General features: G+C 54.2%; 15 protein-coding genes. 2 read left to right on the top strand and 13 right to left on the bottom strand.

The features are described from left to right. Positions 1-96 precede the first annotated feature (96 nt). The 4 genes from GA0071314_RS02700 to GA0071314_RS02685 form a co-directional block, all read right to left on the bottom strand. Positions 97-978 carry a flagellin N-terminal helical domain-containing protein gene (locus GA0071314_RS02700; protein ID WP_074395198.1) on the bottom strand — a complete coding sequence of 294 codons (882 nt, stop codon included), beginning with the start codon at positions 976-978 and terminating at the stop codon, positions 97-99. 138 nt (positions 979-1,116) lie between these two features. After that, complete coding sequence (gene fliD, locus GA0071314_RS02695) at positions 1,117-2,487, bottom strand: flagellar filament capping protein FliD (protein ID WP_074395197.1); 1,371 nt, start codon at positions 2,485-2,487, stop codon at positions 1,117-1,119. A gap of 174 nt (positions 2,488-2,661) precedes the next feature. Beyond that, positions 2,662-3,993 carry a flagellar filament capping protein FliD gene (fliD, locus tag GA0071314_RS02690; RefSeq protein ID WP_074395196.1) on the bottom strand — a complete coding sequence of 444 codons (1,332 nt, stop codon included), beginning with the start codon at positions 3,991-3,993 and terminating at the stop codon, positions 2,662-2,664. A 197-nt stretch (positions 3,994-4,190) separates the two neighbouring features. Then, positions 4,191-5,513, bottom strand: coding sequence for a UDP-glucose dehydrogenase family protein (locus GA0071314_RS02685; protein WP_074395195.1), 1,323 nt, complete (start codon positions 5,511-5,513; stop codon positions 4,191-4,193). A 213-nt stretch (positions 5,514-5,726) separates the two neighbouring features. On the opposite strand from GA0071314_RS02685, the gene GA0071314_RS02680 reads away from it, so the two are divergent. Further along, on the top strand, positions 5,727-6,032 hold the full coding sequence (locus tag GA0071314_RS02680) for a hypothetical protein (RefSeq protein WP_074395194.1): 306 nt from the start codon (positions 5,727-5,729) through the stop codon (positions 6,030-6,032). A 350-nt stretch (positions 6,033-6,382) separates the two neighbouring features. After that, positions 6,383-7,417: a serine hydrolase domain-containing protein gene (locus GA0071314_RS02675; RefSeq protein ID WP_074395193.1), complete on the top strand. Its 1,035-nt coding sequence runs from the start codon at positions 6,383-6,385 to the stop codon at positions 7,415-7,417. A gap of 3 nt (positions 7,418-7,420) precedes the next feature. Here GA0071314_RS02675 and GA0071314_RS02670 read toward each other — a convergent pair whose 3' ends face one another. From GA0071314_RS02670 to GA0071314_RS02630, 9 genes are all read right to left on the bottom strand, one after another. Further along, the gene (locus GA0071314_RS02670; protein WP_074395192.1) at positions 7,421-7,978 is read right to left on the bottom strand and encodes a YqhA family protein; all 558 of its coding nucleotides are present in this window, start codon (positions 7,976-7,978) and stop codon (positions 7,421-7,423) included. A gap of 27 nt (positions 7,979-8,005) precedes the next feature. Further along, a complete protein-coding gene (locus GA0071314_RS02665) occupies positions 8,006-8,599 on the bottom strand; it encodes an exopolysaccharide biosynthesis protein (protein ID WP_074395191.1) in 594 nt (197 codons plus the stop codon). Further along, the gene (locus GA0071314_RS02660) at positions 8,592-9,056 is read right to left on the bottom strand and encodes a tellurite resistance TerB family protein (RefSeq protein ID WP_074395190.1); all 465 of its coding nucleotides are present in this window, start codon (positions 9,054-9,056) and stop codon (positions 8,592-8,594) included. Before GA0071314_RS02660 ends, GA0071314_RS02665 begins: the two co-directional genes overlap by 8 nt. 36 nt (positions 9,057-9,092) lie before the next feature. Further along, entirely contained in the window at positions 9,093-10,097 is a 1,005-nt protein-coding gene (locus GA0071314_RS02655) for a nucleoid-associated protein (protein ID WP_074395189.1), read from the bottom strand. Between the two features lie 53 nt (positions 10,098-10,150). Further along, positions 10,151-10,912 (bottom strand): ABC transporter permease, encoded by a 762-nt coding sequence (locus tag GA0071314_RS02650; RefSeq protein ID WP_074395188.1) that lies wholly within the window; start codon positions 10,910-10,912, stop codon positions 10,151-10,153. Then, positions 10,909-11,850, bottom strand: coding sequence for an ABC transporter ATP-binding protein (locus tag GA0071314_RS02645; RefSeq protein WP_074395187.1), 942 nt, complete (start codon positions 11,848-11,850; stop codon positions 10,909-10,911). The genes GA0071314_RS02650 and GA0071314_RS02645 overlap by 4 nt, the downstream gene beginning before the upstream one ends. Before the next feature lie 90 nt (positions 11,851-11,940). Then, positions 11,941-13,038, bottom strand: coding sequence for a serine hydrolase (locus GA0071314_RS02640; protein WP_231896501.1), 1,098 nt, complete (start codon positions 13,036-13,038; stop codon positions 11,941-11,943). 22 nt (positions 13,039-13,060) lie between these two features. After that, a complete protein-coding gene (gene opgC / locus GA0071314_RS02635; protein ID WP_231896500.1) occupies positions 13,061-14,197 on the bottom strand; it encodes an OpgC domain-containing protein in 1,137 nt (378 codons plus the stop codon). 193 nt (positions 14,198-14,390) lie between these two features. Next, the gene (locus GA0071314_RS02630) at positions 14,391-14,651 is read right to left on the bottom strand and encodes a hypothetical protein (RefSeq protein ID WP_074398401.1); all 261 of its coding nucleotides are present in this window, start codon (positions 14,649-14,651) and stop codon (positions 14,391-14,393) included. Positions 14,652-14,658 lie beyond the last annotated feature (7 nt).

Raw genomic sequence — 14,658 nt, 5'->3', positions numbered from 1 at the left:
CCTGTTATAAAGCTCATTTAACGACAGGTTTAACAACAAAAAACGGGGCCAACTGGCCCCGTCGTTACTTTCTTATAAACCTTAGCGACTAAGCCATTAGCCCAGCAGAGACAGTACAGACTGTGGCGTCTGATTAGCCTGCGCCAGCATAGAGGTACCGGCCTGCTGAAGAATGTTAGAACGCGTCATGTTAGATACTTCTTCGGCGTAGTCAGCATCTTCAATACGCGAGCGGGCTTCAGAAAGATTGGTAGAAGTTGTCGATAGATTGTCGATTACCGAGTCGAAGCGGTTAAGCGTAGCACCCAAGGTCGCACGATTGGTATCAAGTTCCGTAGTGGCGCTATCAACTGAATCAATTAAACTTTGGAAGTTTTGTTGTGCAGTACTACCACTGGTAGCAGTTGCATCATCAGAATCTCCAGCTGTAAATTCACTACCAGAGATACCGCCACCACTCAAACCAAGGCCCGAGACAGTAGCATCAACCGTTGCCACTTCAATAACATCTTCATCTTCAGTGTTAGAACCAACCTGAATACTTAACCCACCGCTACCGCCTCCGTTCAACAAGTCGGTACCATTGAAGTTATTGCTGTTAGCAACACGATCAATCTCTTCAAGGCGCTCATTGATTTCGGTTTCAATGGCTGCACGATCCTCATCGGTGTTCGTGTCGCTGGCACCCTGAACCGCTAGCTCACGAATACGGCCTAGGTTGTCGTTAATTTGGTCAAGACCGCCTTCCATGGTCTGAACCAGAGAGATGCCATCGCTAGCGTTACGACTAGCCTGGTCCATACCTTTGATCTGGGCGCTCATTTTGTTGGCGATAGCCTGACCAGCAGCGTCGTCTGATGCGCTGTTGATGCGTAGGCCAGAAGACAGGCGCTCTTGAGATTTGGCCAACATGGACTGAGAGTTGGACAGGTTGTTCTGGCCGATCAGGGCCGTAATGTTCGTGTTGATTACAGACATGAGATAACTCCTTGGGGATTACTTGGCCAATCAGGCCTGTTTGCGGCGCCGTTGTCGCCGTTATATTAACTAACGGCTTGTCAGGGAAATACTTTAGGTATCAGCCCGCTATTTTTGTAAAATAAAGTAACCAGCCGTTTATTGCGTATTTAAGCCCATAAGCTGCTGGGCCAAGTAGGAACTCATTTGATTCATCTGAGCCACGAGGCCATCCAACTGGCCAAACTGCTTGCGGTAGCGCTCCACGCTTCGCTCGATACTGTTTTCCATACGCAGCTTGCGTTCATCCAGGCTTTCAATTCGGAGCTCAGCACTACTCAACGAGCTTTGAATGATGCCCTCATCCGCCGTAATGGTTTCAAGCGTTGAATTTAATCGCCCTGCAAAGCCGCCTTCATCCGTATCGCCCGCAAAAAAGGCGGCGAGCCCTTCAGGGTTGTTGGCTACAGCATCATCTAGCTTGGTTTCATCAACGGCTAACCGCCCACGCTCATCAATAGCGATACCTAGTTGCGAAAGACGTGAAATATCACTGGTTCCGAAGTTTTCAGTGATATCCCGGCGTAGGCGGTCTTCAATGGTACGAACGGTGCGGTCGCCCACTAGCTCGCCCGAGGTTTCGCCTTCGCCGTTGTAGGCGGTCATTCGACCAACCGTGGACTTCATTTCGTTGTAGTTACTGACAAACTCATCAATGGCTCCTCTCAGCGCTTCTTCATCACGCTCAATCACCAGCGAAACAGGGTTTTCAGAGACAGCTGTGAGGTTAAGCGTTATCCCTTGAATAGCTTCTTCAACCTGATTGGTTTTACTGGTGATCGTAATACCATTTACATCCAACTCAGCATCTTGCCCCGCACGAAGCGTGGCATCATCCATATTGAGTTGATCCAACCCCTCAAAGCCAATGATAGAGGCCTCTTCCCCAGTATCTTTTGTGCTGAGCGCCAAGCGATAGCCCGACCCATCGTTAACGATGGAGGCGGTGACACCAGCTTCTGCATCTTCGTTAATTTGGTCTCGCACATCTTCGAGCGTGCTGCCTGCGGCAACCTCGAGCGTATGAGTGCTTAGTGGCTCAGCATTTACGTCAAACTCGCCGCCGGTATACGTTGCCCCGAAGTTAAGGGTCAAGGTGGTATCGGCAGTTGCCACCACGGTACCTTGCGCCACGCTACCTGAAGCAACGCTGCCTGCACTGGCAAGCTGGGTTACGTTAATATTATAGCGGCCCGCATTAGCGGTTTCGCTTGCGGTCGCTATCACACCGTCGCCATTGACGGTGGCTTTTTGCTGCTTAAAAGAAGCAACATCGTTCAGCGTGGCGACAGCGTCTTGCACTCTGCCCATTGCGGACTGAAGGCGTCCATAGGCAGAAATCTTGCTTTGCTCATTGTTTTGGCGCTCGATTATCGGTGTAAGCTTTTGTCGCTCCGCCGACTGGAGCTGATCCAACAAGCCGTTGAGATCAAGGCCAGAACCAACGCCGAGTGAGGTAATGGTTGCCATGTTGGACAGCTCCTAGTGAATTTATGTTGAGGTAGATGGCTTAATTAATCGGCACCAACCGCGATAACTTTAGGAAAATCCTCCTGAACGAACAAAAAAAAGCCCGACATTACATGCCGGACTTTTTTACTGCGGATATTTAACTATTTATCAGCCTGATAGCTGCACCCATTATCACCCAAGCTGTTCAGTCAGGTAAGCGCTTGTCTGGTTCATGTCGCCTACCATGCTATCCAGGGCAGAGAATTCCTCACGGTAACGCTCAACCGTTGTATTGATACGCTCCTCGGTGGTTGAAAAACGCTCACCCAGCCGCTCTAGCTGGCTTTCAGAAGACGTGATAGCGCCTTCCAGCCGACCATTAGTGCCAATTTGCTGTTCAATCGCGGTGCTTACCTGGCCTGCCAAGCCGCTGTTTTCGCTATCACCGGCAAAAAAGCTGGCAAGCTCATTGGGCTGATTGGCAATCGCGCTGTCTAGTTCGTCCTCATTGATAGCAAGCGTCCCATCGAGCTCTAGCGAAATACCCGCATCAGACAGCACATTGAAACCATCACCGTCCACCACGCTGCTGAGTGCTGTACGCAGAGAGGACTCAACGGCACGGGTAGCATTATCACCACTTAAATCAGCCGCTTCACCAGATTCAGAATCAAAGGCGGTTAGCTCGCCAATAGTGCCTTTGAGAGCATTATAATCGTCAACAAAAGCAGTAACTTGTTCACGAATCGAATCGCTATCCTGCTCAACCGTTACGGTGCTTGAAGAACCTGCTTCGGTTAGGTTCAGGGTAACTCCCTGGATCGCATCTTCTACTTGGTTAGTAGGGCTCGTGATATCAATACCGTTAACGTTAAAGGCAGCATCTTCGCCTGCCTGCACAACCTGTGCATCGCTTGTTTGCGCATCGGCTGAGAGGATATCGGAAAAGTTGGTGCTTTCAATACTGGAAGCTGCACCGGTTTCGGTTGAATTCACAGCCAAACGGTAACCATCACCGTCGTTAACGATGGAGGCATTCAGACGGCCATCACTTTGGGTGTTTACAGCGTCGCGCATGTCTTCCAGTGAGCTACCGTCTGCAATACTGATAGGGTCGATATCACCTTCGGCCAAGTTAAACGAAAGCGATTGATCACCATCAATAACCGCTTCGTCGGAAGTATCTAAACGCTCAGTAACCAAGCTGCCTGCAGAGGCAAGTTGATCGACCTGAACGTTATATTGACCCGGCTGGGCATCATCGCTACTAACCGCGCTAACACCACTGCCTTCAACATCCGTCGAGAGGCTTTCAAACGTAGCTGGGTCATTGAGCTTTTCAGCTGCACTTTGAAATTGCGAAAGGTCGCTCTTCAATTGCCCATAGGCAGAAATTTGCGCTTCTTCCGTCTCAGCTTGCTGCTGGATCGGTTCAAGCTTTGCCTGCTCTGATTCTTGTAGCTGGCCGAGTAGTCCGTTCAGGTCTAGGCCTGAACCAACACCGAGTGAAGAAATAGAAGACATAACAACATGCGCCTTGTCTGATGCATTTTGCTGCGCTAATCATGCCAATGCTTCTATTACGCCTTGAAGCCTCGCGCAGCACTTACTTCTCGTATTACCTAAACCCGTCGGCTTATTTATAAGTAACTTTAACTACCATAGCCTTTTTTTTCGTAACGATGTGTTTCCTCACCGTGAATGTTTGCTATTAGCAGAAGTTAACTGCGCCGCCCTACCCCAACATACATCAGCCCCGCCGCCTCCGCAGCGCTGGGGGTAAACAGGTTGCGCCCATCCACCACCAGTCTGTCATTCAACTGGTTGGCCAGCCATTCAAGGTCGACGCTGCGAAACGCTTTCCATTCGGTACAGATCACCAGAGCGTCAGCGCCTTTCACTGCCTGAATGCGGTCGCCGGCGAGCAGTAAGTCGTCACGCTCGCCATAAATCCGGCGGCATTCAGCCATGGCTTCGGGGTCGAAGGCTTGCACCTTGGCGCCCGCCTGCCATAGCGCCTCCATCAGCGTGCGGCTGGGCGCTTCGCGCATGTCATCAGTGTTGGGTTTAAAGGCAAGCCCCCATACCGCGATGGTTTTGCCGCTTAGGTTACCCAATACAGTTTGCAGTTTGGTGAACAGCGTTTGCTTTTGCTGCAAATTGACCGTTTCTACGGCGCTAAGTAACGCCGGGGTGTAGCCTAGCTGGCGGGCAGTGCGCTCTAGTGCCTGTACATCCTTGGGAAAGCACGAGCCGCCATAGCCGCAGCCTGGGTAAATGAAGTGGTAGCCAATACGCGGGTCGCTGCCAATGCCCCGGCGTACGTCTTCAATATCTACATCGAGGCGTTCGGCCAGATTGGCCATCTCGTTCATAAAGCTGATCTTGGTGGCCAGCATGGCGTTGGCAGCGTATTTGGTGAGCTCGGCGGCGCGCACGCTCATGAACATCAGCTTGTCGTGGTTGCGGTTATAGGGCGCATAGCACTCGTGCATGCGGGCTTTCACACGTTCACTCTCGGTACCGACGATGATCCGCGCGCCGCGGGTAAAGTCCTCGATCGCCGCGCCTTCTTTCATAAACTCGGGGTTAGAGCACACATCAAAGGGCACATCGGCACCGCGGGCGACGAGGGTGTCGCTGATCGCCGCTTGCACCTTCTCAGCGGTGCCCACCGGCACGGTGGATTTATCAATCACCAGCTTGTAATCGTTCATGTGCTGGCCAATGGTACGCGCGACATCCAACACATAACGTAGGTCGGCACTTCCGTCTTCATCCGGCGGAGTGCCAACGGCGATAAACAACAGTTCGCCTTCCAGAACGGCTTGTTCTGCGTTGGTGGTAAAGCGTAGCCGCCCCGCCTCAATGTTATGCGCGACGAGGGTGCTCAGCCCTGGCTCAAAGATGGGCACCTCACCGGCATTAAGCTGGGCGATTCGCTCGGCATTGACGTCCATACAGGTCACTTGATGCCCTACATCGGCCAGGCAGGCGCCTGCCACCAATCCTACGTAACCGCTTCCAAAAACACTGATATGCATGCCGTGTTAACTCACTCATCTATACGGGGTGACGAAGATAAAGACGAGCTTATCACGTCATCCACGTTTTGATGACGGGGCGGCCAGTGAAAAACGTAGGCTAGACGTTGGTCTAATATCGACTTTGGTTTATAATGCACTGCAACACATCGTCATTGGCAATCAGGCTTTAGATGCCAGTGCCCTGCCGAGCTAACGTATTAGGAGAAGGGAATGCCCAGCGACATATCCACCGCCAGTCACGTTCAGCGCAGCTTACGCCAGTGTTTGGCCGTGGTGGCCGAATTACTTTATGACAATGGCCATGTGTTGGAGACAATTACGCTGGCCCAGCGCGGCCTCAATCGGAAGGAACTGCAGTCGCTAAGCCAAAACGCTCCCGGATGGGCCACCTGCCAGCAGGTATTGGAAACCAGCCAAGCGGCCACTCGCAATGAGCAAGGCCGCTTCGTATTAACGCCCATGGGGCGCGAGCTGATGTTTGATATGTTTGGGGAAGGCGCAGCGGACTGCGCCTAGTCGTTGTACCAAAACTGCTTGCGATGACCCATACGGTTTGAAAAATCCTGATTAACGGGATGAGCGCGAAGTTAGTCAGTGTTTTTTAGCGTAGGCCGAGAATTGAAAGAATAAACAGCACGACCACTACCAGTCCTACGATGTAAATAATACTATTCATTGCGTCGCTCCTTGCGTGTTGCGCGGTTGGAATACGTATTGCGATTATCGCTTACCCCCTAAAGCCTAGCAGGCCTTTTCAAACTTTGCGTATTCAAGACGTTACTTGATTTACACGATTTACCATGACGGGGCTGGAACCCTGGGATGATGGTAGGCTCAAAGGGATTCCCATTCGCTGAGGGTTTGTCATGCGCTCGCTGTTATCCGCTGCCTGCATCAGTTTTTTAGCTGCTACGCCATTTTTCTCCCCCGTACTTGCCCAAGAAGCCTCATCCACTGCCCCCAGCGCCGCCGCGCTACAAACCCTGAGCGAGGATGCCCGCGGCTATTCGCGTTTGCACAACATTGTGGTCGCTCATCAGGGTGAGGTGATTCACGAGCACCACCAGGGCGGGCCAGGCGTTGATGCCCTGGCAAACATCAAATCGTTATCCAAAACCGTGTTGGCGGCGTTGGTCGGTGCTGCGATTGAGGCGAATATTATCGAGTCGACCGATCAGTCGCTGGTGTCGTTGCTTGGCGATCGCGTGCCCGAGTCGGCGGACCCGGAAGTCGCCGATATTACTGTGAGCCATCTGCTGTCGCTGCAGGCGGGGCTTGAGCGCACCTCTGGTGAGAATTACGCTTCCTGGGTGGCCAGCCCCAATTGGGTGGAGGATGCCCTGACGCGGCCGTTTGTCGACCGCCCCGGCGGGCGCATGTTGTATTCCACTGGCTCTAGCCATCTGCTTTCCGCCGCGCTGACGTATACCAGCGGCGAGTCTACCCACGCCCTGGCCCAGCGCCTGTTGGCCGAGCCACTTAACATTGCCATTCCTGGTTGGTTGCGCGACCCGCAGGGAGTTTATTTCGGTGGCAACGACATGCAGCTTTCGCCGCGGGCGCTGGTGGAAATCGGCGAGCTGTATCGCAACGATGGCATGGTTTTTGATAACAACGGAGACGGCCAGCGCGTGCTGCCGGAAGGCTGGGTAGCGCAATCGTGGACGCCACGGGGCACCTCGCGCTGGACCGGCGACGGCTATGGCTACGGCTGGTTTATTACCCAGTTGGGCGGCGAAGAGGCCTACTACGGGCGCGGGTTCGGCGGCCAGGCGTTGTACGTAATCCCAGAGCGGGAGTTAACCATCGTGATTACGGCGGACCCAAGCCCGCCCTCGCCCGGCGGGCAGTTTCAGGAACGTTTGCATGACCTAGTAGAGGACCTGTTGACTGATGGCTAGCCGCTATTCTTTTTTGTGCCCCAGACTCATCAGATAGAGCGCGGCGGCCAACGCCAGTATTGAAAGCGCCAGGTAAATTGCCTCTAACGGGGTAGCAAAACGGATATCCACCACCGCGCGGAAGAATTCGATAATCACCGCCAGAATAACCACCCGGGCGATTTTATCCTTTAGCTGGTCAAGCGAGGCAACGTTAAAGGGGTGATTGGGATTTCGGGCTTCCGCCTGGTCAATGCGCGACACAAACAGTCGGTAGATGCCTAGCCCAAATATCATCAGTACGATGGCAATCAAATAGATATCCACAGCAATGATGATATCGGGCACCAGGCTTTCGTGGATATCCACGCTACTGTCGACAAAATAGTAATGCAGCGTGCGTATCACGACCTTAAAGATATCAGCGGTGCCCACCACAAACAGCATCACCGCGCCCAACAGGCTCGGCACCACAGCCAGCATGACCAAAAACCGCGAGTTCCATAGGGCGGTTTCCACTCGGCGCTCCCAAGAGCTCTGTTCTTCCGGCAGCTTTGGGGGTGTCGGCGGCGTATCGGTCATAATGAGGCTCCTATGAATAATGCCGGATTAAAGTACGTTAACCAAAACGAGCGCGGCGGTTGCGCCTATGAGGGCAAATCCTAATAGCAGTACTAAGCCGTCCCGCGCTACCAACCCCAGGCCTAACAGCGCCAGCGCCAAGCCCGCGCCATTGGCTGAGAAGGGAATAAACTCCATCGGCGGCATGGCCAGAGCAATCAACAAGCACACAACCGCCGTCACCCGGATGCCAATATAGCCGGTTAGCCACGGCAGGCGTACCCTCAATAGCCCGTCAATCCAACGTGCGGGCTTTGTCATCAGCTTGATGCCTTTATCGAACTTCTGGCGTGAGAGAGAGCGTTTGAGCATCCAACCGGGCAACCAGAAAGACTCCCGTCCGGCTAATAGCTGCACCGATACTAGCAGCACCAGCGCAGCCATAAGCGTTGGCATACCGGGTATATCGCCGATGATCGGGGTAAGCGTAATTAATCCAGCGACCAGCAATAGCGGCCCAAACGAACGCCGCCCTATTGCCTGAACCACATCGTCAACGCTGACTCGCTGAGCTTCCTGCTCCATACGCTCCATTGACGCAATCAGATCCATTAATGTTGAGCCTTCGTTGCGATCATCCATCTTGGTTTACACGCTCCTCGGTTAATAATTTGGTGCGAATAAAATCGCTGTGGCTGACGTGCAGTAAATCAGCCAAGCGACGAATACGGTGTTCTTCCAACGCATCCACGCTGCCGTCGGCCCATGCCAGTTGCCACATCAGCGCTACCAGTTCGCAGCGCTGATCGTAGCCGTAGTGCTCTTTAATCAGGCTGACGAACTGGTAGTGATCGACCGCGTCTTCCACTTCGTCCCGCGCCAACGCCATCAGCTCGTCAACATCGGTTTCGCTCAGTTGGTAGCGCTCAAGCAGCATACTCCGCAGGACGTCAAGCTCGGCGGTGCTGGTATCGTGGTCAGCGCGGGCGATTTCAAACAGCAACGCCGCCGAAGCCAACTCCAGCGTGAGAGTTTGATTGTCGCGCTGCTCAGGTTGCGAAAGCGTGCGCTGAAAAAACTGTTGGATAGTATCCAGCATGGGGGTCTCCTCGGGCGGCAAGCCGTTGTTGCGGCCTTATTCCTGCTTGGTAAGCTGCTCTTTGAGCTGTTTGGGTACCTGCTTGATAATCAGTCGATCCTGGGCAGCATCATATTCAATGCTTGAGCCAAGCAGGTGTGAATCAAAACTGATCGACACGCCGCCCGCACGCCCGGTGAAGCGCCTAAATTGATTCAAGGTGCGCTTATCCGGTGGAATCTCCGGCGACAGGCCGTAATCAGCATTACGAATGTGCTCGTAAAAGGCCTTGGGCTGCTTTTCATCGACCAGCGCTGAGAGTTCGTCGAGCGTCATGGGTTCCCCTCGGCTTAGCTGGTCGTTGGCGTAACCTACCAGGGTGTCGGTTTTTTCACGGCTGGCCTCGTCGTCGAAGTCTTCTTTTTCGACGTAGTCACTGAAGGCTTTAAGCAGCGTGCGGGTTTCGGTGGGCGCGTCAATGCCTTCTTCCATACCCAGCAGCGCCATCATCCCCTCGCCTAGCTTCTTACCGCCGCGGTCTTTCAAAAACGACACGTACTGAGCATCCGGCGAATCGCTTTGCCATTGGCTGAGGTTAATCCGCGCCGCCAGCGTCAGTTGGCGGGTATTGAGCTGGGCGGCGGGTACTGCCTGGTGCGCATCGTTAATGCCAATGCCCTCGCGCTGGTGAACAAGCCCCATAAACAGGGTTTCGGTATCGCCCTGGCGCTGATGACTGATCACCAAGTAACCACTCACTGACAGCTGCTCTTGAAGCTGGCTTGCAAGCCTTTCGGCAAGCGCGGTGGCCAACTCGTCAAAGCGCTTCTCGCCAGCTAAATAGTCGCGCAACCATACCGACAGCGGCCCGGCTTGCTCGCCCTCTTCGGCGAAGCATCCCCAACCTTTGGGCTTGGTGTTGTAGGTGTCGTTGAGCGCGCTGACCAGGCTTTCCATCACGGGCTCGACGTTATCGGCCTCGGCAGGAGCCGCGGTCAGCGTTAGGCGCTCGCCATCAAGCGTCGGGTCCAGGCGGTGGACGATACTGTGCAGTAGCGGCATAAAGGTTTACTAGCTTCCTGAGTTGACGTTTTAAGACGCGGGTTAATTCACGATCAGGGTTTGAGACGGTAGCCGGTGCGAAAAATCCAGCCAATAGTCGCCAGGCAAGCCGCCAGGAACAGACATATCATAATAACGCTGGCCGCAAGGCTGACATCGCTGATGCCGTAAAAGCTCCAACGAAAACCGCTGACCAGATACACCACCGGATTAAGCAGCGTGACGCCCTGCCAAAACGGTGGCAGCATATCGATGGAGTAGAAACTACCGCCTAAAAACGTCAGCGGGGTAATCACCAGTAACGGCACTAACTGCAAGCGATCAAACCCTTCCGCCCAGATACCGATAATAAAACCTAGCAGACTGAAAGTGATCGCGGTGAGCACCAGAAAGGTTAGCATCCATATCGGATGGGCGACTTCCAGCGGCACAAAAAACCCGGAGGTAGCGAGGATAATCAGCCCTAGCAAAATCGACTTGGACGCCGCCGCCCCCACATAGCCGACGACAATTTCCAGGTGCGAGATAGGCGCGGAGAGCAGTTCATAAATGCTGCCAGAGAACTTGGGAAAGAAAATCCCAAACGAGGCATTCGAGACGCTCTGGGTCAGCAGCATTAACATGATCAACCCCGGCACGATAAACGCACCATAGCTAACGCCGTCCACTTCGCTAATCCGCGAACCAATCGCCGCACCAAACACCACAAAGTAGAGCGAAGTGGAAATTACCGGCGACACAATGCTTTGCAGCAACGTGCGCCGGGTGCGCGCCATTTCGGCCATGTAAATAGCGCGAACGGGATAGAGGTTCATGCGTGTTCCTTAGGATTCACCAAGTCAACAAAAATATCCTCGAGCGAACTTTGCCGAGTGTGTAGGTCCTTGAAGGTGATGCCCTCACGTTCAAGCGCTGTGAGTAGGGCCGGAATACCATGGCCATCCTCTTCCTGGTGGCCATCGTAGGTGTAGACCAGTTCATAACCTTCAGCCATTAAGCTGAGTTCAGGCCGGTCGAGCGCAGGTGGCAGCATCGCTAACGGCTCGTTGAGGTAAAGCGTCAGTTGCTTGCTGCCCAGCTTGCTCATCAGCGCGTGCTTATTTTCGACCAACACGATTTCACCCCGGTTAATTACCCCGATGCGGTCGGCCATTTCCTCGGCTTCTTCGATATAGTGTGTGGTCAAAATGATGGTTACGCCGTTATCGCGCAGTTCGCGCACCACCTGCCACATTTCTCGACGTAGCTCGACGTCAACGCCAGCGGTGGGCTCATCCAAGAACAAGATGCGCGGCTCGTGGGAGAGCGCCTTGGCGATCAACACGCGGCGTTTCATGCCGCCCGATAGCGTTATCAAGCGGTTATCGCGTTTTTCCCACAGCGCCAGCGATTTCAACACGCTTTCGATATGATCAGGGTTAGGCGGCTTGCCAAACAAGCCACGGCTAAAGCTAACCGTGTTCCATACCGTCTCAAAAGCTTCATTGGTTAGCTCCTGGGGCACCAGGCCAATGCGCTCGCGGGCTTGGCGGTACTCGGTTACATTGTCGAAGCCATCGACCAATACCTGACCTTCGCTGGGCGTAACCAAGCCACATACCACGCTAATCAGCGTGGTCTTGCCCGCCCCATTGGGGCCTAGCAAGGCAAAAATTTCGCCGCGTTGAATCTGCAAATCCACACGGTTAAGCGCTTGAAATCCTCCTTGGTAGGTTTTATTCAGACCACGGATTTCGATAATGGGGTCGTTCAAGGCAGGCTCCTGAAAAAGCGGCCATCGGGCGGCCGCTGATAGCGAGTGGCGCGATGGCTAGTTTAGCACGGAGGACACAAAAACGGCTGACTACCAGGGCGCCCCCAGCGCACCGCTGCGGCGCAGCGCCAGCCCCACGCCTACCAGGGCGCGCTCATGGTCGCTGACCTCGTCCGGGCCCTGAGTGCAGACCACTACCGCCCAGGCGGCGTTGGGCTGTTCCTTGCGCTCTACCAACCCGGCATCACAGCTGCGGCGGTCCTGGGTGCCGGTTTTGTGTGCGTAGCTGACTGACTCGCCAAAGCCTTTCTTTAGCCGCTGTTCGCCGGAGCGGGTGTTGGCCATTAAGGCGAGCACCTCATCGCTTGGCGAACCTTGAAGGTCTGGCATGGCACCTCGGTAAAGCGTCGCCAGTACATCGCCGAACGCGCGCAAAGTGCCTGCGTTTTCGCCCCTCTCTTGGTAGGCATCAAAGGCGCGATGGTAATCGGGCTGATTGAACGTCTCAGGGGAAACATTTAGCCGCTTGGCTAGCGCCTGAGTGCGTTGACTTACCGGGGATTCACGCAGCGCTATAAAATCCATACCGTCCAATGAGCGCGCCTCTGAATGCAGTTCGCCGTAAACGCCTTGGCGCACACCCACCAATTTGGATATCGGCCCTAGCGTATCAGGGTCCCCGCCATTGGCCGCCACCATGGCGCGGGCGCGTTGGTTGACGTTATCCAGGCCGACGCGCTCAATCAGCATGTCCGTAGCGGTGTTATCGCTCACGGTGATCATATGCTCCAACAAGTACCCCACCGATATCGGCGTGCCAGGGTCGTGCCAGTTGGTGGGCCCCGCACCATCTACATAATCGCTTTGGGTCAGCGTCAACCGCTCGCTGGTCGGCACACGTTTGCCCAACACCTCCGCCGCGACCGGCACTTTGATGAGCGAAGCAAGATACCAAGGATCATCGGCGCGCCAGCTGTAGGCTTCGCCGCTGGTAAGGTTTTGCACATAAACGCCAATATTGCCCGCAAAGCGCTCTGCTATTGCGGTCATTCGGGCATCCAGGTTGCTTTGCCAAGCACTTTGTTTGTCCACCTCATGGTACCAATGCGCGTCATATCCACCCGCGTGGGCAGGCAGCACAAAAAGCAGCGCTACCACGACCAAGCTGCCATAAAACCAGTGTCGCAACGTACCAACTCCTAAGATTGAATTAGCGATGAGCATTCATCCAGCGAGTCAGCCAAATCCACGCGGCTGCCCCAAGGATTAACAGGCCACCAACGCCAAGCGCCTGTGGATAGCTATACATACCCTCGCCTTCCCACAAAAAACGCAGCATCAGAAAAATCACCACGATATGAAAGATAAACGCTTTGAGCGCATCCGAGCCCACCAGCGTGAGGGGCATCAGTGCTTTGGCTGCTTTGGTGCCACCGGCTATCGCAAGGGCTAATAGCACCAGCGCGCCACCCAGGCTAAACAGCATAAACGCAAGCCCCGGCGGATGTTTACCCTGGTTATTGGCCACCGCCAGCATGGCGGCATGGACATCGCCACCGGCCAACGCCAGCACATAAAACCCAGCGACCAGTAGCGCTCCTACGCCAAGCAGCGAAAAGATCAGACGGCGTTTTAGCGCCGGGTCGCCCACGCAGCGCAGTAACGCTTCACCCAACAAAAGCCCCAGCAAAATAAGTGGCGCACGACTGAGCTGGCCCCAGGCATAGTGATCCTCGTGGTCTACCAGCAGCGCCTTGAGAATATCGTTACCGCCAAATGAAAGCCCTTGCAACCACGCTGCGAGCGAGGTCAGCCCGGCGATAACGGCCAATCGGCTCCAAAGGGGCGCTCGTGCCCAAAGTGGCAGTATTAACGGCACCCACAACAGCGCGATGGCGTAAAACCCGAGAATTTCCACCCAGATGCCAAAGCGACCGTAGAGCAGCGCATCGACGATTTCGCTCGGCGTGTTAAACGGCAACATTTCAAAAATCAGCAGGGCCTTGTACCAAAACCAGACCTCTACCGCGCGCAACCACAATTTAAGGCGGCGTTTGGGCCAGCCATCGCGATGCACGTGGGGCAAAAACGCCACCGCCAGCGCGATACCAAATACCAGGATAAACAGCGACGAAGAAAACTTGGTGAGAAAGTGAATGGGCACCATACCCCACTCGGGCACGTTAGGAATGCCCACTAGCCCACTGACGGAATGGCTCACGATCATTAACCCGATTGCGATGCCGCGAGCTAAATCGATCGCCTCAATGCGGCCTTCCGTTTTGGGCAGGTGGGGCGTCTCGTTCCAGGCAATCGCCATCGGCATATCCTTATTTCCAGTGATCATCCCACATTGACCCTTACGGTATTACCTTATTTGGCCTCGAATATGAACCCACCCTTATGTTTCTGCTTCAACGCTGTACACCTAGAGACTAGTAACAGTTTGATATCTACCCACGCAAAAATGCCCCGCAAACGGCGGGGCATTTTGGACTCATCATTGAATTTGAAGAGTTAACCTTTCATTGAAGACGGGCTTACCAGTCAGAATCTTCTTCTGAATCATCTTCCTCGGTTTCCCAATCTTCTTCCTCTTCTTCCTCATACTCAGTAGAGGTGTCTTCCTCTTCTTCTGAGTCAAATGAATTCATGGAACCTTGATCTTCATCCTGCGTCGTCTCTTCTTGCGGTGCAGGCTCTTGCTCCTCTTCTTCATCCATGCCAAAAGCTAACGGGCTGGCCATCAGACCGAAAGATACGCCGAGGATGCCTAGCTTCTTGAGAGAATCCTTCTTCAACATAATA

It is taken from the genome of Halomonas sp. HL-93 (genome assembly GCF_900086985.1).
Taxonomy (GTDB): Bacteria; Pseudomonadota; Gammaproteobacteria; order Pseudomonadales; family Halomonadaceae; genus Vreelandella.
This window is presented reverse-complemented; position numbering and strand designations above follow the sequence as displayed.